Here is an 18,971-nt window from a genome sequence, read left to right on the forward strand (position 1 = left end):
GGTGCGAGCTCTTGGATGAAGTAAACCCGCCTTTAAGGGATGTTCACCGACTACAGACCCTCGGTCGGCTACGACGAATATTTCTGCAGTGGTACAGCACGTCCCCGCAAAAGTCTGGCCCCGCTGCTCAGTTCACTGGGACAGATCGGACTGCCGGAACTGAAACGCAACCATGCCTCTGCAAGTCACTTGCTGCGCAGGCTTGGAGCCACATTTCGCCTCAATGACTCTGGCCAGGAGGGAAGCGAACGAATTCTTCCATTCGACCCCCTGCCTCGACTGATTGCCCTGAGCGAGTGGAAGACCCTGGAGCAGGGACTGCTGCAGCGACTGGAGGCAATCGACTGTTTTCTCGCCGACGTCTATGGCTCACAGCTGATCATTCGTGATTGCATCGTCGACCGCGAGGACGTAGAGAGTTCATCAGGCTGGCTCCCACAAATGCAAGGGATTGAACTGCCGTTCAATCGTTGGTGCCACATCTCAGGCCTGGACCTGATTCGCGATGGCAACGGCCACTGGCGTGTGCTGGAAGACAATCTGCGCTGTCCATCAGGCGTGGCCTACTTCCTGGAAAACAGACGGGTCATGAAACGCCTTTTCCCAAGCCTGTTCGAGGGGCGCACCGTGAAGCCCATTGACGATTACCCCTCCCACCTATTTCGAACCCTCCAGGACCTGGCTCCCTGGAGCGATTCACCACAGGTTGTGATCCTGACTCCAGGGGTTTTGAACAGTGCTTACTTCGAGCACAGCTACCTGGCCCAGCAAATGGGCATCCCATTAGTCGAAGGACGGGATCTGATCTGCGAGGACAATAGTGTTTGGATGCGCAGCACGAACGGTCGCACGCGAGTGGATGTGATCTATCGCCGCATCGACGACGACTTCCTCGATCCAACTGTTTTTCGCAAAGACTCCATGCTGGGAGTCTCCGGCCTCATGGATGTGCTGCGTCAGGGCAGGGTCTCCATCGCCAATGCACCGGGAACAGGAGTTGCCGATGACAAGCTCATCTATGCCCATGTGCCGGCAATGATTCGCTACTACCTCGGTGAGGAGCCAGTCATCGAGAACGTTCACACCTATCTGTGCGCACGGTCAGAGGATCGCCAGTTCGTCCTCGACAACCTTGAACATCTAGTGGTGAAATCCGTTGCCGAAGCAGGGGGCTACGGGATGCTGATCGGACCGCAGGCAAGCAGATCAGAATTGGCCGACTTCGATTCGAAGATCAGGGATAATCCACGCAACTTCATCGCCCAGCCAACGCTTCAGCTCTCAACCGTGCCATCGCTCAGCGAGGGGGAGCTTTACCCATGTCATGTGGATCTTCGCCCTTACGTGCTGCGTGGAAAAAGCAATTGGGTCAGCCCAGGTGGACTCACCCGTGTTGCCCTAAAGCGAGGATCCCTGGTGGTGAATTCCTCCCAGGGTGGCGGCTGCAAGGACACCTGGATTCTGGATGAACAGCGGGTCACAACGGAGCAGAAAAGGGATGCCGTCCTGTGCTGAGCCGGGTCGCCGATTCCCTCTACTGGATCAATCGCTATCTGGAACGAGCAGAAAACATCTCGCGCTTTCTCGAGGTCAGCGAAGCGATGGCTCTCGACTGCCCTCCAGGCAGTGCCGAGCCGTGGCTGCCTTTGGTGGATGCCACCGGCGACCGCCGCAGTTTCGACAAGGCTTATCCATCTGGATCATCCAAGGATGTCATCCACTTCCTGCTCCTGGATCAGGACAACCGCAACAGCATTGTGAGCTGCATCGCGATGGCTCGCGAGAACGCACGGCAGATCCGCGACGTCATCACCACGGAGATGTGGGAGCAGATCAATGATCTTCACTGGAGCCTGCAGAAAGGCGAAACGATCTGGGAGGAACCACCTCAGGAACAATTGAGGATCATCCGACGAGGCTGCCAGATCTTTTATGGCATCACTGATGCCACGCTCAGTCGCGATCTGAGCTGGTTATTCAGCCAGCTGGGACGACTCATGGAACGAGCGGATAAAACCTCTCGGATCCTCGATGTGAAGTACTTCCTGCTGTTGCCGATTCCCGAAGAGATCGGAGGAGTGCTCGACGAGCTGCAATGGATCACCCTGCTACGCACCGCCGGGGCTTATCAGATGTACAGACAAAGTATGCAGAAGGGAATCACACCAACATCCGTCGCCCAATTCCTGCTGCTCGATCCGATCTTTCCGCGATCGGTCCGGTTCTGCCTGCAAGGAATCAGCGACACGTTGCAACAGATCCAAACCCAACCGGTCTTGAAACAACCGGATGACCTGGATTGTTTGCGTGGTCAATTGCTTGCCCGCTGGAGCTACGTCCGAATCGACAACCTCATCGAAAACGGTCTTCACGAAGCGATCGATCAACTGCAGCAGGACCTCAATCGGCTCCATTGCCTCATCGAAAAGCGCTATTTCATGAGCACTGACTTTCCTCGCACATCATCTGAATCGGCATGCGCTCTTTCATCATTCACCGCTTGAGCTATCGCTACGAGGCGCAGGTCAATCTCGGCGATCACAGGCTTTGCCTCAAGCCCCGGGGGCAGGGTTTCCAGACATTGCTGCACCATGAACTCATCGTGTTGCCTGAGCCCCATCTGCAACGTGAGGTGCTCACTGCCAGTGGCGATGAGGTCCAGCGACTCAACTTTGTCGGCAGCACCAATCAGTTGTGTTTCGAAGCCCGAAGTCGGGTAGAGACACGCCCTGCTCCATCTCTGGAACTCTGTTTTAACGACCTCGAGCCACCGCTGCCCTATCCACGTGGCCAACTGAATGTTGACCTGCTGGGAGCGCTGGAGGGCTGGCTACCCAATGGCCAGCACGAACCCTCTGCCATTGACCTGACCCAGGAGGCACTGATGGGTAGCAACCAGCAGATGCTGGCCTTTCTCAACCACTTATTGGAGCTGATTCAGGAGCGCGTCATGTATACACAACGGCACGTTGGTCCTGCCTGGACGGCAGGCCGCACACTGAGGGAACGCATCGGCTCCTGCCGCGATCTGGCAATGTTGATGGTGGCCTGCTGTCGCGTTGCAGGACTTCCGGCTCGCTTCGTGAGCGGTTATCAGCTTCAGCAACCGGCACCGGAGCAGTACGACCTGCATGCCTGGGCGGAGGTCTACCTTCCCGGAGCAGGATGGAGGGGATTCGACCCCAGCGCCGGTCGCGAAGTCAACGAACGCTATGTGGTGTTGGCCACATCGTCGAAACCTGAGCTCACGGCAGCGGTGAGTGGAACATTCAGTGGTCCGCCTAACACCGCCAGCGAACTCAGTTGGACGATCAACGCCGAAGAAGAAAGCAGCGAAACAACCGCACAGTCTTTAATTCAAGCCGCTTGAGGCAGGGGTCTGAGCCCATGCAGCTGAGGTTTCGCTGCCGAAGTCGTCGTTGCGTTCATCAGCGAAGGGATCCGTGCACTGTTATACACGCGAAATTCCTGCAAAAGAGACACTCCAGGCTTTCGAACAGCCTGATTCAAAACCACAGAGCCATCCGGATCAGAGATGGAACGGTGAAAGGTCCGCGGGGGGATGCGCAGGATATCGCCACCGCCTTCAAGCCGGACGATGTGAAACGGCTGCTCCCAGGCAAGATTCACCAGGTAAAACGTACGTCCGCCACTGGCAGCCAGAAGATTGTCTTCCTGATTGGGATGCATATAAAACTGCCAGGCCCCTGTTTCGGGGTCATCTGGTGGACTCACGGCAGGACCGGAGTGAATCACCAGATCACGGGCATTAGACGTCTCAACCGTGACGTCGAAAAAACGCACGGAAGGCGTGTCGCGAAACCGCTCGAAAGACAACAGTTCGAACATCACCGATGGGCCGGATGAAGGCCAGAACTCTGTACTGTTTTTACCGAGCTTTCTCTACTGAAACGGTGCCGTCGATAACGGTTCAGCCACCCAGATAAGCCATCTCTGCATGAGGTGACGTCCTGAAAGCAGCCTGGCCCCGGCCCTCCTCGCTGTACTGGTCGAGCCTCCTCTGCCAGAGGGCAGAGATCTCTCGCTCCAGGTCATCGTCACTGGTCAGAGCCGGTTTCAGATCTGTTCCACGAGTTGCAAAAAGACAAGTAAAGGCTTGCCCATCAGCGGTGATGCGCAGTCGATTGCAATCTCCTCAGAACGGCTCAGTAATTGAGGCGATCACACCAATGGCAGCGACGCCATAGCGATAACGCCAGCGCAAGACAGTACCACCGGGTGATCGACCGAGTGACGACAACGGCCATTGGCGGCTGATGCGATCGACCATTACGGCTGCAGGCAAAACCTGCTCCATGGCACAGCAGCAGGTTCAAATCCACCCAAACGAGCGGTCTCAAGACCCACCAGCACCTTCAGTATCAGATTGATGAATTACATTCACAATTACACTACTAGACAATTGACAAAAGCCCATACTTACAAAGCCAGCTGAGCGTAAGCAAGACGTGTTCCCCTCGAGACGGTAAAAACAGATCTTTTATTTCACGGACAGAACAACATTGCTTGCTTTGCAGATGTGACCTCAAAAGATCTAACTCTTTCTTGTTTAAACGAAAATTGCTGTAAGCACTGTTTAGCTTGACGCCCTGAAGCTGTTGCCAATTGAAATCCCACTGATCTGGTTTTACGCCACATTGAACAAAATCATCATCACCAAGGCTTGCCGTGGCGAATCTCAGGAAGTCTACAAACGGATTCCCGCGTGAAGGATGAACTCTGACAGACTTGAGCTCTGCGTCATCATGTTCAGCCTGATAATGCTGACGACATGATTCAAGCTCAGAGAATAACTCTTTGTACTGACTGACAACCACAGGCCAGGAAAAAGCAGACTTGACCCTGGCACGGCCAGCTTCACCCATCCTTTTGCGCAATGATGGTGAATCAATTAGAGAAAGAAGCGCTTGAGAAGCAGCACGCACATCCACAGACGTGTGCTGAGCCAAAGAGCCAACATAATTTTGATATGTGGTTAGTTCGAGGGCATGACTGTTAGCCAGCACAATACCAAGATCCTGCAACTCTGGAAACAAAGTGGGAATAAGAAAGCCATCGATTTCATCACGAATTGTCAACCGGTAGCCGTCCCAATCGCTTGCAACAACTGGCAACCCGGAAGCCATAGCCTCGAGGGGAGTCAAGCCGAAAGTCTCTTGAATATTGTCAACGAGAGACAAAAAGATGTCTGCGATATTCCAGGCAGCAGAAACCACCTCTGGCTTATTACCATCGAGAAACGAAACTTTTACGCTGGGTGATAATTTTTGAGCAGCTTCTAAATAAAGCTTGTAATCATTATCACCTCGAGGAAACCAGCCTACCATTAAAAAATGCACAGACTTCGATGTCTGCGATGCTGCTTGTTCAACAGCAAGAAACATACTCTGAGGAAACGCCTTTTCAAAAAAGGAAAGTCTTCCCACCCATAACACAACAATATCATCAGAATCAATCTGTAATTTTGATCTGAGTCTTGATGCAAACTCTACCGACACATCGGAAGATGCTTCAGGGAGGTCAACAGCCAAGGGAATCAGTGGCAATTGAGGACGTTGAATACATTGACCTCCAAAACGTTCAAAAACATATTCTTCATACATGTCAAAAAGATTCCGAACATTGTCCTGAACTGCAGGTGATGTGCAGATCAAAGCATCCCACGGCTGAACAGGCGCAAACAGCGTCTCACCGATACGCTCACGTATCCGAGCTGGCGCAACCGTATGAATTAATCCGGTAAGACTAAATTTAGAATCTGAGCATTGAGATCTTCTCCACCAGGCAAGCTCGCTGAGATAGGGTTGACCACGGAGCACAGTCCCCGACGATTTCACCGATTCAATCTCACTGGTAGGTACTGAACAAATATCAGTAGCCTGGAGATCAAGAGCATACAAATCCTTGCGAAGTTCATTTGAACAAACTTTGGCCTGATTAAGAATATCAACTCTGGCAAAATCTCCCCAACGAACCAATGCTCGAAATAGTGCTGCGTTGGCGACATCCTTCCCAAAAGGATTATTGACATCAACCAATCTCCCTGGAGGGTGAAAAATTGCTAAATGATTTAAAGACAAAAGACCCATTGGCAACCTTAATGTAATTATGAGTGATCAATGCAAGATCGTCCACAATTTGCAGTTTGCAATATTTTTATATCAACGAAACAGGTCAGCACCCAGGCCCTGAGATCAATTTAATCTGAGAATTAGCATGAAAGAAGGATTGATATGACATAAGCTAAATTGAAGTAAAATTCAGCATCAGCTGAAAAATTCACCATGCCCTCACGCTTAAGAAGTCTGGAACGATATCGCGTGAATGCTTTCAACGCGCACTGCCAAATCATTCAGATGCAGTTTCTCGAACCATGGGTTCAATCGATACGGAATAAATCAGCCGAGGATATAAATGTGCTTTCAAAATCCTGGTCAAAAGAAAATATTGGCGCAATCATCATTGATGAACGGGCGACGCCTCAATTAAGAGCCACAGTTCTCAATACTTTGTTAATGGGAATACGACGATGGAAAGTCTCTCTTTACACGACTCCCAAGGCATTGGATGGCATGAAGACCTTATTCAAGGATCTGGGAAACTTAGTTGAAATCAACTGCCTGGAGCAAACAGGTTCTGAGTTTGGCTGGAACGGATACAACCAACTTTTGAAAAGTGCTGACTTCTGGCAACGCCTGGGATACTCAAAAGCTCTTATATTTCAAACTGATACCCTTCTGATTAAACCTATCGATATTGATTACTTCAAATATGATTACGTAGGTTCTCCCTGGGCGAAGAATCGCTACGACTCCCATTCATTTCCAAGATACTCAGAAACACTCAATCGCATCGAAGCTACCACAGAATCTCGCATTTATTGCAGCTCCGTGCCTGATGGCTTGATCAACGGAAATGGCGGACTAAGTATTAGGAGTCCAGAGCTTATGGCTGATATATGTATCAACCATTCCAAAGAATCTCCGCAAGATGAAGCAGAGGACATCTTTTTTGCAAAACACATCAGCGCAAGTGGTCGTGCTGTAGCACCTCCAGAAATTGTAGAAAATTTTTGTTGCGAGACGGAGTACCGGAACACATACGGCGCTCACGCAGCATGGCGATACATCGATGCAAGGGACTGTGCTGCTCTTTATGAGGAGCACTGCAAACATGTTATGGCAATGGTCGAAGCATCCACACCCAAGACATAAAGTCAAAAGGCAAATTAACAGCTTCAAAGTTAAGGCAAACTAGCTGAATATATCGATACAACCTCCAACTCAATGATCAAATGGAGTCGACAGCAAGTTATGCTCGTTTGTTTCGACTAATACAGCAAATAGAGTACTACTGACACAACAAAAAATGATTTCAAAACTGGGCAATATAGCGACCTGAGCGGGGAAAGAAAGCCAGTCGTGCTGAGCAATATAATAATTTTCACTCAACACGGCTCTCCTCTGGGAAAGAGCAACTATTGGACTAAAATAAATAAACTATATTTGAAAAAATAGTGGCAATTTTAATAGTCATGATCATTCGACGCTTCGACCGTAACGTCGAAAAAACGCACGGAAGGGGTGTCGCGAAATCGCTCATAAGACAACAGTTTAAACATCACCGATGAGCCAATTCATGGCCCGAATACTGAACTGCTTTTACCAAGACTTTTCCGCTCAAACAGTGGCGCCGATCACAGTTCATCCACCTAAGTAAGCCATTTCCGCGCGAGGTGCCGCCCCTGAAGCAGCTCGGCCTTCTTCGCTGTAGTGATCCTGCCTCCGCTGCCAGAGAGTACAGATCGCTCGCTCCAGGTCATGATCACTGGTCATGGCCGGTTTCAGATCCGTTCCTTGCCCTGCAAACAGACACGTGAAGGCTTGTCCGTCAGCGGTGATGCGCAGCCTGTTGCAGTCTCCGCAGAACGGCTCACTGATGGAGGCGATCACACCAATGGCAGCGACGCCATCGCGGTAACGCCAGCGCAGGGCAGTACCACCAGGTGATCGACCGAGTGACAACAACGGCCATTGGCGACTGATGCGATCAACCATCACAGCTGCAGGCAGCACCTGCTCCATGGCCCAGCCGTTGCGATTACCCACATCCATGTATTCAATCAAACGCAGCTCCAGCAATTGCTGACGCGCCAACCTCGCTAATGGAATCAACTGATCGTCGTTCACGCCGCGCTGGATCACCGCATTGAGCTTCAAAGCCCCGACAGCGGGGTCAAATCCAGCCGAACGAGCTGCTTCAAGACCCCCCAGCACCTGCTGAATCAGACGATTTCCAGCGGATTCGCCACCGCGCAAACCAGCCATACGCGCCACCACCGCACCCTCGACCGCATCAAGACTGATGGTGATCCGTTCGAGGCCTGCAGAGCGAAGAGCACGGGCCCGCTCCTGCGTCAGCAAGACTCCGTTGCTGGTGAGAGCCACCTGCCTCAGACCCTGCAGAGGATCTCCGGGAGTGGCACGTCCCAAAGCCACCTGCTCAAGCAGCGGAAGCAACCGATCGCTCAGTAACGGTTCGCCTCCAGTGAGCCGCAGGGTGTGGACCCCCAACCGGGAAGCAGCCCGAATCAGGCGCACTTGTTGCTCGAGGCTGAGCAGGCCTGGGGGATCCACAGCGTCGGGGCAGCAATAAGGACAAGCCAGATTGCAGCGTGCCGTGAGCGACATCCGCAGAACCCCGAGCGCTCGAGCCCGCTGGTCGGTGGGGGCAGATCCGGCAATCATCCAGTTAACGCTGCCAGATCAATGGGCCGATTGACATTGACCAACTGATCAGAAGGAAGGTTCACCGTTTCATGGGGTATGCGTGCAAGCCAGCCGCGCCAACGGGCCTTCACCTCCGTTAGCTCATCATCAAGCGCCTGGCGATAGAGCGCACCGCATGGATAGATGCCAAAGAGGTGTTGGAGCCTGGAGCCGTCATCGGCAACAAGCGCCGTGGATGGCTGCGGCCTCCAGCAACGGATGAGCTGCTGCAATGCCTCAGAACGCAAGCCCGGCATATCCACAGGCAACGTGAGCAGCGCTTCATCATCACGATCGTGCAGCACACAGCTCAAGGCCCAGAGGGGACCTGCCGGCTGCCAGGGCTCAGCTTGAACAGTCACACCTTCGCAGGAACTGAGCAGCGCATGATGACGGCCATGACCCGTCAGCACGCAAACCTCAAGACCCACTGAGCGCAACAGTTGGACCTGAGCCTCAAGCCAACTCGATCCGTCCGGATGGGTGAGCAGAGCCTTGTCTGCACCCATGCGTCGACTGGCACCACCGGCAAGAACAACGCCCAGAAGACGACGAGACATAGAGCCAAAGAGCTTGTGCCTTGGTAACACCTCAGACCAACGACATTGCAGTTACAACAACTACCAAAAAGATCCGAATCAAGAAAACACATAATTGACACAGGCCTGTCATGGCTGAAATTTTGTAACCGATGCAACGATTCATGGAACCGGCAAATGGTGCAATTATCCGGCGGTCTGCATGAGCGCCGCATTTTGAAATCCTGAGTGCCTTCGTTTCGACACCGGGGTTTGAATCTCCACACCAACAAACCCCATGCTTGGCGAACTCTGGTCATTCCAGGGGAGATACCGAACACTTCATCTCACCTGGTTTGCGTTCTTTTTAACTTTTGTCGTTTGGTTCAATTTGGCGCCACTGGCCACAACAGTGAAGGCGGATCTCGGACTGACGGTTGGTCAGATCCGCACGGTTGCAATCTGCAATGTTGCGCTCACCATCCCAGCTCGTGTGCTGATTGGCATGTTGCTGGATAAATTCGGCCCTCGACTCACCTATTCCACCCTGCTGGTGTTCTCGGTGATTCCCTGCCTGTTGTTTGCCTCCGCACAGGATTTCAATCAACTGGTGGTGGCTCGTCTGCTGCTTTCCATCGTGGGCGCCGGCTTCGTGATCGGGATTCGCATGGTGGCCGAATGGTTCCCACCCAAAGAGATCGGCCTGGCAGAGGGCATCTATGGCGGCTGGGGCAACTTCGGCTCCGCTTTTTCGGCGCTGAGCCTGGTTGCAGTGGCTGGCTATCTCTCCTTCTCCGGTGGATTCGATCTGCCAACTGGCGCCACCCTGAACTGGAGAGGAGCGATTGCATTAACGGGAATCATCTCGGCCGTGTATGGCGTGATTTACTTCTTCAACGTCACCGACACCCCTCCCGGAAAGGACTATCAACGCCCTGAAAAGACTGCAGGTCTTGAAGTCACGTCGATGAGAGATTTCTGGGGATTGCTGGGCATGAATGTTCCCTTCGCAGCAATCCTCTGTGTTCTCTGCTGGAGACTCCAGAAAGTTGGATTCCTGAACGCTGGAACTTATCCACTGGCCCTGCTGGCTGTACTCGTCTGGTTCATCTTCCAGACCTGGGGAATCATCCGCACCAACCGTGATCTGATCATGGGAATCAAGGTATATCCCAAGGAAGATCGTTATGAGTTCCGCCAGGTGGCCATCCTCGAACTCACCTACATCGTGAACTTCGGTTCCGAACTGGCTGTGGTTTCGATGCTGCCAACGTTCTTTGAAACCACATTCGACCTGCCGAAAGCAACAGCAGGAATCCTGGCCTCCTGTTTCGCCTTCGTGAACCTGATCGCTCGTCCAGCCGGTGGTCTGATCTCCGACAAACTCGGCAGTAGAAAAAACACCATGGGCTTTCTCACAGCCGGCCTCGGCATCGGCTATCTGGTGATGAGCCTGATCAAACCGGGCACATTCAGCGGTTCCACAGGCATCTTCATTGCTGTTGTGATCACCATGCTTGCTTCCTTCTTCGTTCAATCAGGGGAAGGCGCAACATTCGCCCTCGTGCCGCTGGTGAAGCGACGCGTCACCGGTCAGGTGGCAGGTCTGGTTGGGGCCTACGGCAACGTTGGCGCCGTGACGTACCTCACCATTTTCAGCCTGCTGCCGCTCTGGATGGGTGGAGGGAAGGATCCTTCCCCTGAGGTGATCGCTGCCTCCAACAGTGCGTTTTTCCAGATTCTGGGAATCGCAGGCCTGATCGTGGCTTTCTTCTGCTTCTTCTTCCTCAAGGAACCCAAGGGATCCTTCGATGAGTTGCATGAAGGCGAAAGTCCCGCGTCATCAGCTCCTGCCCTGGCTCGCTGAGCCATCAGCACACTCGACTGAGATCACTGATCCCTTGTGCTGTAAGCACCGGGGATCTTGCATTCCATCAGATTCTTTGATGACCAGTCTCTGCAAGAGCATTCAGAGTCAGTGCCCTTACTGCGGCGTGGGCTGCGGTCTGGAACTGATGCCACCGGGAGAAGCGGGAAAATCTGTGAAACGGGATGCCGAGGGCAACCCGATGTGGACTGCGCGTGGCAACAAACAGCATCCTTCCAACCTGGGACAGGTCTGCATCAAAGGGGCCACGGTGGGAGAGACCTTGGCCAAGGGAAGGCTCACTCAGCCCCTCTACCGACCGACTTTCAATGATGATTTCCAGCCGATCAGCTGGGAAAGTGCCTTTGACCTGCTGACAGGGCGGATTCGCAGCACCCTCAGCGGCAAAGGTGCAGATGCCATTGCCATGTATGGCTCGGGCCAGTTCCACACCGAGGACTACTACATGGCTCAGAAGCTTTTGAAAGGAGCTCTGGGCACCAACAACTTTGATGCCAATTCCCGCCTTTGCATGAGTTCAGCGGTGGCCGGCTATACCCGCAGCCTTGGCTCGGACGGTCCTCCCTGTTGCTACGAGGATCTCGATCACTGTTCCGTGGCATTCCTGATCGGAACAAACACGGCCGAATGCCACCCCGTGCTGTTCCAGCGCCTGCTCAAACGCAAAAAACGTGATCCCAAGGGCCTCACCATCGTTGTCGTGGACCCTCGTTGCACAGACACAGCCAAGATTGCAGACCATCATCTAGCCATCGCTCCGGGCACTGATCTCGCCCTGCTCCACGGTCTGGCTCGACTCGTGATTGAAGACAACGGCTTCGACAGCGATTTCATCGATGCCGCGACCGAAGGGTTCTCTGACTACGCCAAGACCATCAATACCTGGACAGCGGAAGAGACCGCCAGGCTCTGCGGGATCACAGAACAGGAACTGCGTGACGTTGGCAGGCTCTGGAGCCGCAGAGCAGGCATCCTCAGCCTCTGGTCCATGGGCGTGAACCAACGCAGGGAGGGCACAGCTGTGGTGAGTGGGCTGATCAATCTGCATCTGCTCACCGGTGAAATCGGTAAGCCCGGTGCAGGGCCGTTTTCACTGACAGGCCAGCCCAATGCCATGGGTGGCCGTGAAGCCGGAGGACTGGCCCACCTGCTGCCGGGCTACAGGCTGGTCACCAACCCGGACCATCGCTCCGAAGTGGAGCAGGCCTGGGGATTGGCCTCAGGATCCATCGCTGCAGAACCAGGACTGAGTGCCTGGCAACAGGTGCAAGCCATGGAGCGGGGTGAACTGGATCTCTGGTGGGTCGCTGCCACAAACCCCCTGGTCAGCATGCCTGATCTGGAGCGAGTCAAGGCAGCCATGGAACGCTGCCCGCTCGTGGTGGTGAGCGAGGCCTATGCCGACACGGAAACATCTCACTACGCCCACCTGCTGCTGCCTGCATCGCAGTGGAGCGAAAAGTCTGGAGCCATGACCAATTCGGAGCGCCGCGTGACGCTCTGCCCGGCGTTCAGACCACAGCATGGCGACAGCCGACCCGATTGGGAGGTCTTCGCAGAGCTCGGACGCCGACTGGGATTCGTCGATCAGTTCACTTACGCCTCAGCAGCAGAGGTCTACAGCGAATTTGCCGCTCTGTCCGCAAGCCGGATCTGTGATGTTTCAGGGCTTAGCCACCAGCTGCTGAACGAGCATGGTCCCCAGCAATGGCCTTTCCCCCTCGGCCATGAGCCGACGCAAGCAGCCAAGCGTCTGTACGTCGGCAAGCGATTCCCGACAGCCAACGGGCGTGCCCGGTTCCAGTCGGATGCTCCGCTGGGCCTGGCGGAACCACCCTGTGAGATTTATCCACTGGTGCTCACCGTTGGTCGCTATCTCGGTCAGTGGCACACGATGACACGCACTGGAAAAGTAAAACGCCTGAACAGCATGCACCCGGAACCCCGCCTGGAGATTCATCCCAGTGATGCGGAACAATTCGCCATCGAAGACGGGGGCCTGGCAGCGATCACCTCCAGGCGAGGCACTCTCACAGCACGCGTCAGCGTGACCGATCGAATCCGCAAAGGCTCAGTCTTTCTGCCGATGCACTGGGGATTCACGCACTCCGAAGCCTGCGAGGCCAACACCCTGATGCATGATCAGGCCTGCCCGATCTCCAAACAACCTGAGCTCAAGGCAACAGCAGTGGTGGTTGCCCCTGCCGTCTCGGTGATGCAACCGGTCGAACAACAGAGCGGCCGACTGGAGAGGCTGCGCAGGATGCTCACCCCAGCACTTCGCTGAACGCGGCATCAAGATTGTGATGATCATGGCCAGGACGCGCCAGCTTGCAGAGGGCGAAGCGATCCAGCTCCCGCAGCTTCATCCAGGTCTGAGACGTCAGAACGATGCCACGAAGTCGAGCCGCATCCAGAAGCTGAGCCGGAAGCTGAGCCGGTTGCTGCCATGGCTCCTCCACTGCAGGTGGCAGATCTTTGACCATGCCATCAGCCATCGCAGCAGTGCAGGCGCGCAGATGTTCACGCATCTGCGCCAAGTGCTCGGGGGAATCGCCCCAGTCGACCAGGCCCTGGCGCTGCTCATGACTCATCGCCAACCAGTGACTGAGCTTGAGCTTGATGCCTGCCAAATCAAGTTTGCGGCGAACACATAAAGGAATACATCGCCAGGAGCCGATGAAGTCCTGTTCAAATGCAAAACAGTGCCGCGACTGATCCAGTTGCGGATGCATTGGTAGTAACAACAACGGTTTGCATATCTCTAGCTGGAAACAGTGGCAACAACGACCAACGACGCAGCGCGAAGCAGAGATGCTCAACACAACGTTGATCACTTCAATGCGTTTCGCCCTCTGTCTGGGAATGATTTTTGGCTCGGCCCATGGCTGGTTGGCCTCCGAGGGACTTGCTTCCGGCCTCCTGCTGATTCACTCCCAGCAAGATGGGTCGTCACTGCAAAGTTTCAGTGAGCTCAGTAGCGATTCCTACAGTTTTTATCCATAGTGAAAGGAGATTGTCCATTTCCGAATGGTTCGCTCCTACTCGACAACCAGCGCAAGCCGCAGCCCGATCACCGTTGCAGCAGGTTTCATCGGCGCATTCATTGTGGCCTCTCTGGCCGTACAGATGGTCCGGAGCCAACGAGCCGCAGTCACTCCCGTCGAGACATCACCGTCTTCAACCCAGGTCGAGCCCGTGATCACCTCCCAGGCTGCAATGTGGTCGGTGCTGGGTGAGCGCTGATCAACACTGACGAACTCAGTCAGCACCCGATTCATCGATGTCTGAACAGCTTTCGCACCTCACCAATCAGGGTGAGGTGCACATGGTTGAAGTCGGTGATCGTGCCATCACCAAACGCGAGGCGACCGCGATGGGTTCGCTGGTGATGCGCAGATCCACATTGGATCTGGTGCTGAACGGCGGAACATCCAAAGGAGACTTGATGGCCGTGGCACGCGTTGCTGCCATTCAAGCCGCCAAGCGCACATCCGAGCTCATTCCTCTTTGCCACCCTTTGCCCCTGAGCGGCATCGACGTGGAGATTGAACCGGACTCTTCGTTGCCTGGTCTGACGGTGCAGGTCAGCTGTCGCACGACCGGTCAGACCGGCGTTGAGATGGAGGCGATGACCAGCGTCTCCATCGGGCTGGTGACTCTCTACGACATGTTGAAGTCGGTTGAGCCTGGTATGACGATCAACCGAATTCAGCTGCTGCACAAGGATGGGGGTCGCCATGGCAGCTGGAGCTGCTGACCCCTATGGCCGCGAGGGCCTGCAGCTTGCGGAGGCTCGAACGCGTGTGCTGAACGCGATCCAAGGGGGAACGACACAACGTGCTGAAGCGTCCATCGAGACGGTTTCACTGGCAGACGCTCTGGAACGCGTGAACGCAGCGGCCGTGCTGGCCAGGGCCGATGTTCCCGGCTTCAGGGCATCGATCATGGACGGCTATGCCCTGGGCCAAAGTCAGCAACCAGCCGTTGATGACACCTGGACGTTGGTGGGGCGATCCGCGCCGGCCGCCCCTTACCCCACTGTGCTTGCCCATGGTGAAGCCATTCGAATTCTCACCGGTGCACCCTTGCCTGAAGGGGCTGACTGGGTTCTTCCTCAGGAACTGGTTCAGAGGGTGAACGACAGTCTTTGCTTGACACACGAGGCCTCGGCCAACCCATGGATCCGGCCGGCCAACGAGGAATGCAGTCAAGGATCCACCTTGCTGAAGCCGGGACAGCGCCTCGGACTTGCAGATCTTGCCCAAGCTGCCAGCTGTGGCATCCGGCAACTGAATGTTTATCGCCAACCACGCATCGGGCTGCTGATCAGCGGCGATGAACTGGTCTCTCCGGGTGAACAACGACCTGAGGGAGCCATCTGGGAAAGCAACAGCACCCTGCTGAAAGGGCTGCTGAAACGTCTGGGCTATCAAGCATGGGATTGCCGTGTGGTGGCGGATCAACCGCAGATCCTGCGCAAAACGATCGTTGAGTTGAGCTCCAGTTGTGATGTATTGGTGAGTACCGGAGGTGTCTCCGCCGGTGACAGCGACTGGATCCGACCGTTGATGACGGAGCTTGGCGAGGTGGACTTCTGGAAACTGTTCCTCAAACCGGGTCGGCCTTTCGCCTTTGGCTGCGTGGGCAATAACGTTCCGTTCTTTGGGCTGCCAGGCAATCCCGTTGCAGCAGCCGTCACGGCATTGCAGTTGCTCTGGCCAGCGCTGCAGCTGCTGGAGGGCCAGCAGGAACCGGAGCTGTTACCGCGACTGCGGGTAAGCCTTGAGACGCCTTACCGGCGCAGGCCGGGACGGCCGGAACTGGCTCGAGCTTCATTGGTCTGTTCTGCTGACGGAGAACTGCGTGCCCGGGTCGATGGATCCCAGGCCTCCTCACGCATCGGCTCTCTCCAGAATGTTGATCTGCTGTTGGAGATCCCTGCGGAGTCAGGCGAACTGGGACGCGGAGATCAACTCTGGGCGCAACTGCTGCGTCGGCGATTGCTCTGAAACACCGTTTGGGTCACAGCGGTGTGTTCTCCGACAGCCAGGTCCCAACGCCATGACTCCATTCCCGCTTCCAAAAGGGAGCGTCATGCTTGAGAGCCTCAAGCAAGGCGGTACAGCAGCGTTGTGCAGGTCCACGCCGATCAGCGCTGATCGCCACCAAAACGATCAACTCGCCAGGCAGCAACCGGCCAACACGGTGCAGCACAAGCGCGGAACGGCAACCATGGTGCTGCAACAGCTGGTGAGCTGAGCCCTCAATCAAACGTTCGCACAATCCCGGATAGTGACTGAGCTCCAGGGCCTCCAGCGGCTGTCCATCCATGGCGACATCACGCACGCGGCCCATGAAGATCGCGGTGGCGGCATCCATCCGGCACCGCAACCAGGCGTCGAACTGCAAGACGCCCGAGATGGGTTGGTCATGAATGACAATCTGGACCTCGTCAGGCTTCTGCAGCACGGTCAACCTCCTGTGAATGGCGGCAGGAAAGCCAGTTCATCTCCCGCTTGCACTGGGTGGTCGGCGCTGACGATGTGCTGGTTGATGGCAACAAGCACCACCTGGGGTAAGTCACCCAGTTCAAGCTGATCCCAGATCTCTCTGGCTGTCTGCACAGCCTGCGCATTCAGTGCAATACAACGATCAGACCAACCCGCCTGGTCCCGCAGTGAGGCAAACAACAACACCTTCACCGAAGGTGGCGCATCGGATTGCCCCTGGTTCATCCCTGCCATACGAAACCTTCACGGTTCTAGCGTTTGTCGATCACACCTCCATCAACGCTGCGTGCTGTCCATTGCCCTGCTGACGATTTCAGACAGTCGGACCCTGGAGAACGACCCGAGCGGAGATCTGCTTCAGCAACGACTGATCGATGCCGGTCATCACTTGCAGACTCGTGCAATCTGTCCCGACGATCGCTATCGGATTCGAGCGATCGTCAGCCAATGGATCGTCGATTCAGACGTTGACGTGGTGATCACCACAGGCGGCACAGGCCTGACTGGGCGCGACGGCAGCCCTGAAGCGATCGGCCCCTTGCTGGACAAGACCATCGATGGGTTCGGCGAACTGTTCCGGATGCTCTCGTTCCAGACCATCGGCACAAGCAGCCTGCAGAGTCGCTGCCTCGCCGGAGTGGCCAACGGCACGTTCATCTTCGTTCTGCCTGGATCACAGGATGCCGTCACCACAGCCTGGGAGAAACTGATCTCAGCCCAGCTGAACAGCGAAACCCGCCCCTGCAATCTGGCGCAGCTCAAATCAAGGCTTAAGGAATCCGCAGATCAGCCACCAAGCTGACCATCAGAACGGGATCGGCATGGTGACATCGGCCGGCCGCGGGGCACAGGATTTCACCTGCTCATTCACCACATCTCCAACCACAATCACGGAGGGCGAGGCAAAGCCTTCACTGCGGGTGCGCGCAGCAACGTCTGAAAGAGTCGCCTTGAGACAACGTTGCCCGGCCACAGTCCCCTGCTGAATCACAGCCACAGGGGTCTCAGCACTGAGACCACCTGCCTCCAGCTCAGCGGCGATCTTCGGAAGGTTGTGCAGACCCATGTAAATGACCAGACCATCACTGGCTGTAGCCAGTGAGCGCCAATTCACACTGGGGCGTCGCTTGTCGATCTCCTCATGACCGGTCACAAAGGTGACGGATGAGCCGGCACGACGATGGGTCACAGGAATCCCTGCGTACGCGGGTGCAGCGATTCCAGCGGTCACCCCAGGCACAACCTGAACGGAAACACCATGTTTCACCAGATGCGCAGCTTCCTCGCCACCGCGTCCGAACAGAAAGGGATCTCCGCCCTTGAGGCGCACAATGCAGCGGTGGCGAGCTGCAAGCTTAACCAGCACCGCATTCGTACTGGGCTGCGGAACGGAGTGATGCCCACGCCGCTTGCCCACGAAATGGCGCTCACAGTGCTCGGGCACCAGATCAAGAACCTCGCGAGGAACAAGAGAGTCGTAAACCAGTGCATCACAGCATCCCAGCAGGCGATGGGCCCTCACAGTGAGTAAATCCGGATCTCCAGGGCCTGCACCGACGAGATAGACGGTCCCGATGGGTTCAGCAGTCGTCACGGCAGAGCGGCAAGCAAGTCGATCAGGCCCTGACGAATCAGAGCCAGATCAAGCAGCGGTGGAAGACCTCCAGCCTCGCTCAGTGCCTCCGTCATGCGATTGGGGGCAAGCGCAAGCATCAGTGGGTGAGCCTCGGGATGGCTTTTCTGATAGTCAGACCAATCGTCGAAGGACAGCAGCGGCAGCCCCATGCGCTCAGACAACTCGAGCAGGAAACTGTCAGCTTCTTCGGAACTCAATGGGTGATGAACCAGCACTGAGCCCTGGGAAGCAAAGGGCTGAAGCGCTTCAGCCACGAGAGCCCACCAACATTGCCAAGACCCAAGGAAAGGAAGCAAATCGACATCCGCACCTTCTCGCTGCATGCGCTGTCTGATCTCAGGCACATCCGCACGCGCATGCGATCCCGGCCATAACAACAAAGGCACCAACCAACTGGCCTGTTCTGGACTCACAGGTGGAGTATCGGCAGTCAGAACTTCCAGCTGCACAGGAGCCTGACGACGCTGCTGGAGGGCCTTCTGCAGCTCAATCAATGATTCGGGAACGACGCCGCCTGAGCGTCCATGCACAACCAACCTGATCGCTCGCTGACAACGAAGATCATCGTTCCGTAGCAATGGCCACGGATCAAAGGTCGAACTGACTGTTGTCATCGATGGATCGTCA

At 55.4% G+C, this 18,971-nt stretch carries 21 protein-coding genes and 1 pseudogene; 10 read left to right on the top strand and 12 right to left on the bottom strand.

What is annotated here, in order from left to right; all coding sequences use genetic code 11:
- The first annotated feature begins 39 nt into the window (after nucleotides 1–39).
- The 3 genes from SIB73_RS12215 to SIB73_RS12225 are packed head-to-tail and all read left to right on the top strand — an operon-like array spanning nucleotide 40 to nucleotide 3,370.
- On the top strand, nucleotides 40–1,515 hold the full coding sequence (locus tag SIB73_RS12215; RefSeq protein WP_413404751.1) for a circularly permuted type 2 ATP-grasp protein: 1,476 nt from the start codon (nucleotides 40–42) through the stop codon (nucleotides 1,513–1,515).
- The gene (locus SIB73_RS12220) at nucleotides 1,509–2,504 is read left to right on the top strand and encodes an alpha-E domain-containing protein (protein WP_413404749.1); all 996 of its coding nucleotides are present in this window, start codon (nucleotides 1,509–1,511) and stop codon (nucleotides 2,502–2,504) included. Before SIB73_RS12215 ends, SIB73_RS12220 begins: the two co-directional genes overlap by 7 nt.
- Nucleotides 2,477–3,370, top strand: a complete 894-nt coding sequence (locus tag SIB73_RS12225) for a transglutaminase family protein (RefSeq protein WP_413404747.1) — start codon at nucleotides 2,477–2,479, stop codon at nucleotides 3,368–3,370. The genes SIB73_RS12220 and SIB73_RS12225 overlap by 28 nt, the downstream gene beginning before the upstream one ends.
- Here SIB73_RS12225 and SIB73_RS12230 read toward each other — a convergent pair.
- The 4 genes from SIB73_RS12230 to SIB73_RS12245 form a co-directional block, all read right to left on the bottom strand.
- On the bottom strand, nucleotides 3,358–3,849 hold the full coding sequence (locus SIB73_RS12230; RefSeq protein WP_413404745.1) for a redox protein: 492 nt from the start codon (nucleotides 3,847–3,849) through the stop codon (nucleotides 3,358–3,360). The two genes, SIB73_RS12225 and SIB73_RS12230, sit on opposite strands and share 13 nt — an antisense overlap.
- A gap of 82 nt (nucleotides 3,850–3,931) precedes the next feature.
- A complete protein-coding gene (locus SIB73_RS12235; protein WP_413406207.1) occupies nucleotides 3,932–4,141 on the bottom strand; it encodes a hypothetical protein in 210 nt (69 codons plus the stop codon).
- A gap of 15 nt (nucleotides 4,142–4,156) precedes the next feature.
- Nucleotides 4,157–4,318 (bottom strand): hypothetical protein, encoded by a 162-nt coding sequence (locus tag SIB73_RS12240; RefSeq protein WP_413404743.1) that lies wholly within the window; start codon nucleotides 4,316–4,318, stop codon nucleotides 4,157–4,159.
- 97 nt (nucleotides 4,319–4,415) lie between these two features.
- Entirely contained in the window at nucleotides 4,416–6,110 is a 1,695-nt protein-coding gene (locus SIB73_RS12245) for a glycosyltransferase family 4 protein (protein ID WP_413406205.1), read from the bottom strand.
- Between the two features lie 195 nt (nucleotides 6,111–6,305).
- Between SIB73_RS12245 and SIB73_RS12250 the strand changes: the two genes are divergently transcribed.
- Nucleotides 6,306–7,235 carry a DUF5672 family protein gene (locus SIB73_RS12250; RefSeq protein ID WP_413404741.1) on the top strand — a complete coding sequence of 310 codons (930 nt, stop codon included), beginning with the start codon at nucleotides 6,306–6,308 and terminating at the stop codon, nucleotides 7,233–7,235.
- Between the two features lie 317 nt (nucleotides 7,236–7,552).
- Here SIB73_RS12250 and SIB73_RS12255 read toward each other — a convergent pair.
- From SIB73_RS12255 to SIB73_RS12265, 3 genes and pseudogenes are all read right to left on the bottom strand, one after another.
- Nucleotides 7,553–7,642 (bottom strand): annotated as a pseudogene (locus SIB73_RS12255) (redox protein); the annotation flags it as partial.
- A gap of 82 nt (nucleotides 7,643–7,724) precedes the next feature.
- Nucleotides 7,725–8,768 carry a GTP 3',8-cyclase MoaA gene (locus tag SIB73_RS12260; RefSeq protein WP_413404739.1) on the bottom strand — a complete coding sequence of 348 codons (1,044 nt, stop codon included), beginning with the start codon at nucleotides 8,766–8,768 and terminating at the stop codon, nucleotides 7,725–7,727.
- Nucleotides 8,765–9,349 (bottom strand): molybdenum cofactor guanylyltransferase, encoded by a 585-nt coding sequence (locus SIB73_RS12265; protein WP_413404737.1) that lies wholly within the window; start codon nucleotides 9,347–9,349, stop codon nucleotides 8,765–8,767. The genes SIB73_RS12260 and SIB73_RS12265 overlap by 4 nt, the downstream gene beginning before the upstream one ends.
- A gap of 256 nt (nucleotides 9,350–9,605) precedes the next feature.
- Between SIB73_RS12265 and SIB73_RS12270 the strand changes: the two genes are divergently transcribed.
- Nucleotides 9,606–11,174 (top strand): NarK family nitrate/nitrite MFS transporter, encoded by a 1,569-nt coding sequence (locus SIB73_RS12270; RefSeq protein WP_413404735.1) that lies wholly within the window; start codon nucleotides 9,606–9,608, stop codon nucleotides 11,172–11,174.
- 79 nt (nucleotides 11,175–11,253) lie between these two features.
- Nucleotides 11,254–13,482, top strand: a complete 2,229-nt coding sequence (locus SIB73_RS12275) for a molybdopterin oxidoreductase family protein (protein WP_413404733.1) — start codon at nucleotides 11,254–11,256, stop codon at nucleotides 13,480–13,482.
- Here the strand turns inward: SIB73_RS12275 and SIB73_RS12280 are convergent.
- On the bottom strand, nucleotides 13,463–13,930 hold the full coding sequence (locus SIB73_RS12280; RefSeq protein WP_413404731.1) for a nitrate reductase associated protein: 468 nt from the start codon (nucleotides 13,928–13,930) through the stop codon (nucleotides 13,463–13,465). The genes SIB73_RS12275 and SIB73_RS12280 overlap by 20 nt on opposite strands.
- A 295-nt stretch (nucleotides 13,931–14,225) precedes the next feature.
- On the opposite strand from SIB73_RS12280, the gene SIB73_RS12285 reads away from it, so the two are divergent.
- From SIB73_RS12285 to SIB73_RS12295, 3 genes are read left to right on the top strand one after another with little or no spacing between them, the layout of a single operon-like run.
- Complete coding sequence (locus SIB73_RS12285) at nucleotides 14,226–14,441, top strand: hypothetical protein (protein ID WP_413404727.1); 216 nt, start codon at nucleotides 14,226–14,228, stop codon at nucleotides 14,439–14,441.
- A 37-nt stretch (nucleotides 14,442–14,478) separates the two neighbouring features.
- The gene (gene moaC, locus SIB73_RS12290) at nucleotides 14,479–14,955 is read left to right on the top strand and encodes a cyclic pyranopterin monophosphate synthase MoaC (protein WP_413404725.1); all 477 of its coding nucleotides are present in this window, start codon (nucleotides 14,479–14,481) and stop codon (nucleotides 14,953–14,955) included.
- Nucleotides 14,924–16,207: a molybdopterin molybdotransferase MoeA gene (locus SIB73_RS12295; protein ID WP_413439613.1), complete on the top strand. Its 1,284-nt coding sequence runs from the start codon at nucleotides 14,924–14,926 to the stop codon at nucleotides 16,205–16,207. Before moaC ends, SIB73_RS12295 begins: the two co-directional genes overlap by 32 nt.
- A 13-nt stretch (nucleotides 16,208–16,220) precedes the next feature.
- Here SIB73_RS12295 and SIB73_RS12300 read toward each other — a convergent pair whose 3' ends face one another.
- A complete protein-coding gene (locus tag SIB73_RS12300; RefSeq protein ID WP_413406203.1) occupies nucleotides 16,221–16,619 on the bottom strand; it encodes a molybdopterin synthase catalytic subunit in 399 nt (132 codons plus the stop codon).
- A 50-nt stretch (nucleotides 16,620–16,669) separates the two neighbouring features.
- Nucleotides 16,670–16,942, bottom strand: coding sequence for a MoaD/ThiS family protein (locus SIB73_RS12305; protein ID WP_413404721.1), 273 nt, complete (start codon nucleotides 16,940–16,942; stop codon nucleotides 16,670–16,672).
- 52 nt (nucleotides 16,943–16,994) lie between these two features.
- Here SIB73_RS12305 and moaB point away from each other — a divergent pair, with 52 nt between their 5' ends.
- Nucleotides 16,995–17,510 (top strand): molybdenum cofactor biosynthesis protein B, encoded by a 516-nt coding sequence (moaB, locus tag SIB73_RS12310; protein ID WP_413404719.1) that lies wholly within the window; start codon nucleotides 16,995–16,997, stop codon nucleotides 17,508–17,510.
- Nucleotides 17,511–17,513: 3 nt separating this feature from the next.
- On the opposite strand, the gene cobA is transcribed toward moaB, so the two are convergent.
- On the bottom strand, nucleotides 17,514–18,302 hold the full coding sequence (gene cobA / locus SIB73_RS12315; protein WP_413404717.1) for a uroporphyrinogen-III C-methyltransferase: 789 nt from the start codon (nucleotides 18,300–18,302) through the stop codon (nucleotides 17,514–17,516).
- Nucleotides 18,299–18,958 (bottom strand): DNA mismatch repair protein MutS, encoded by a 660-nt coding sequence (locus SIB73_RS12320; protein ID WP_413404715.1) that lies wholly within the window; start codon nucleotides 18,956–18,958, stop codon nucleotides 18,299–18,301. Before SIB73_RS12320 ends, cobA begins: the two co-directional genes overlap by 4 nt.
- Nucleotides 18,959–18,971: the final 13 nt, after the last annotated feature.

Source organism: Synechococcus sp. MIT S9509, from assembly GCF_047303035.1.
GTDB lineage: Bacteria > Cyanobacteriota > Cyanobacteriia > PCC-6307 > Cyanobiaceae > Synechococcus_C.

Coding starts and splice junctions, on each gene's coding strand:
- SIB73_RS12215 (WP_413404751.1), top strand. CDS start 40: ATGTTCACCGACTACAGACCCTCGGTCGGCTACGACGAATATTTCTGC.
- SIB73_RS12225 (WP_413404747.1), top strand. CDS start 2,477: ATGCGCTCTTTCATCATTCACCGCTTGAGCTATCGCTACGAGGCGCAG.
- SIB73_RS12230 (WP_413404745.1), bottom strand. CDS start 3,849: ATGTTCGAACTGTTGTCTTTCGAGCGGTTTCGCGACACGCCTTCCGTG.
- SIB73_RS12240 (WP_413404743.1), bottom strand. CDS start 4,318: ATGGAGCAGGTTTTGCCTGCAGCCGTAATGGTCGATCGCATCAGCCGC.
- SIB73_RS12245 (WP_413406205.1), bottom strand. CDS start 6,110: ATGGGTCTTTTGTCTTTAAATCATTTAGCAATTTTTCACCCTCCAGGG.
- SIB73_RS12250 (WP_413404741.1), top strand. CDS start 6,306: ATGCCCTCACGCTTAAGAAGTCTGGAACGATATCGCGTGAATGCTTTC.
- SIB73_RS12260 (WP_413404739.1), bottom strand. CDS start 8,768: ATGATTGCCGGATCTGCCCCCACCGACCAGCGGGCTCGAGCGCTCGGG.
- SIB73_RS12265 (WP_413404737.1), bottom strand. CDS start 9,349: ATGTCTCGTCGTCTTCTGGGCGTTGTTCTTGCCGGTGGTGCCAGTCGA.
- SIB73_RS12270 (WP_413404735.1), top strand. CDS start 9,606: ATGCTTGGCGAACTCTGGTCATTCCAGGGGAGATACCGAACACTTCAT.
- SIB73_RS12275 (WP_413404733.1), top strand. CDS start 11,254: ATGACCAGTCTCTGCAAGAGCATTCAGAGTCAGTGCCCTTACTGCGGC.
- SIB73_RS12280 (WP_413404731.1), bottom strand. CDS start 13,930: ATGCATCCGCAACTGGATCAGTCGCGGCACTGTTTTGCATTTGAACAG.
- SIB73_RS12285 (WP_413404727.1), top strand. CDS start 14,226: ATGGTTCGCTCCTACTCGACAACCAGCGCAAGCCGCAGCCCGATCACC.
- moaC (WP_413404725.1), top strand. CDS start 14,479: ATGTCTGAACAGCTTTCGCACCTCACCAATCAGGGTGAGGTGCACATG.
- SIB73_RS12295 (WP_413439613.1), top strand. CDS start 14,924: ATGGGGGTCGCCATGGCAGCTGGAGCTGCTGACCCCTATGGCCGCGAG.
- SIB73_RS12305 (WP_413404721.1), bottom strand. CDS start 16,942: ATGGCAGGGATGAACCAGGGGCAATCCGATGCGCCACCTTCGGTGAAG.
- SIB73_RS12320 (WP_413404715.1), bottom strand. CDS start 18,958: ATGACAACAGTCAGTTCGACCTTTGATCCGTGGCCATTGCTACGGAAC.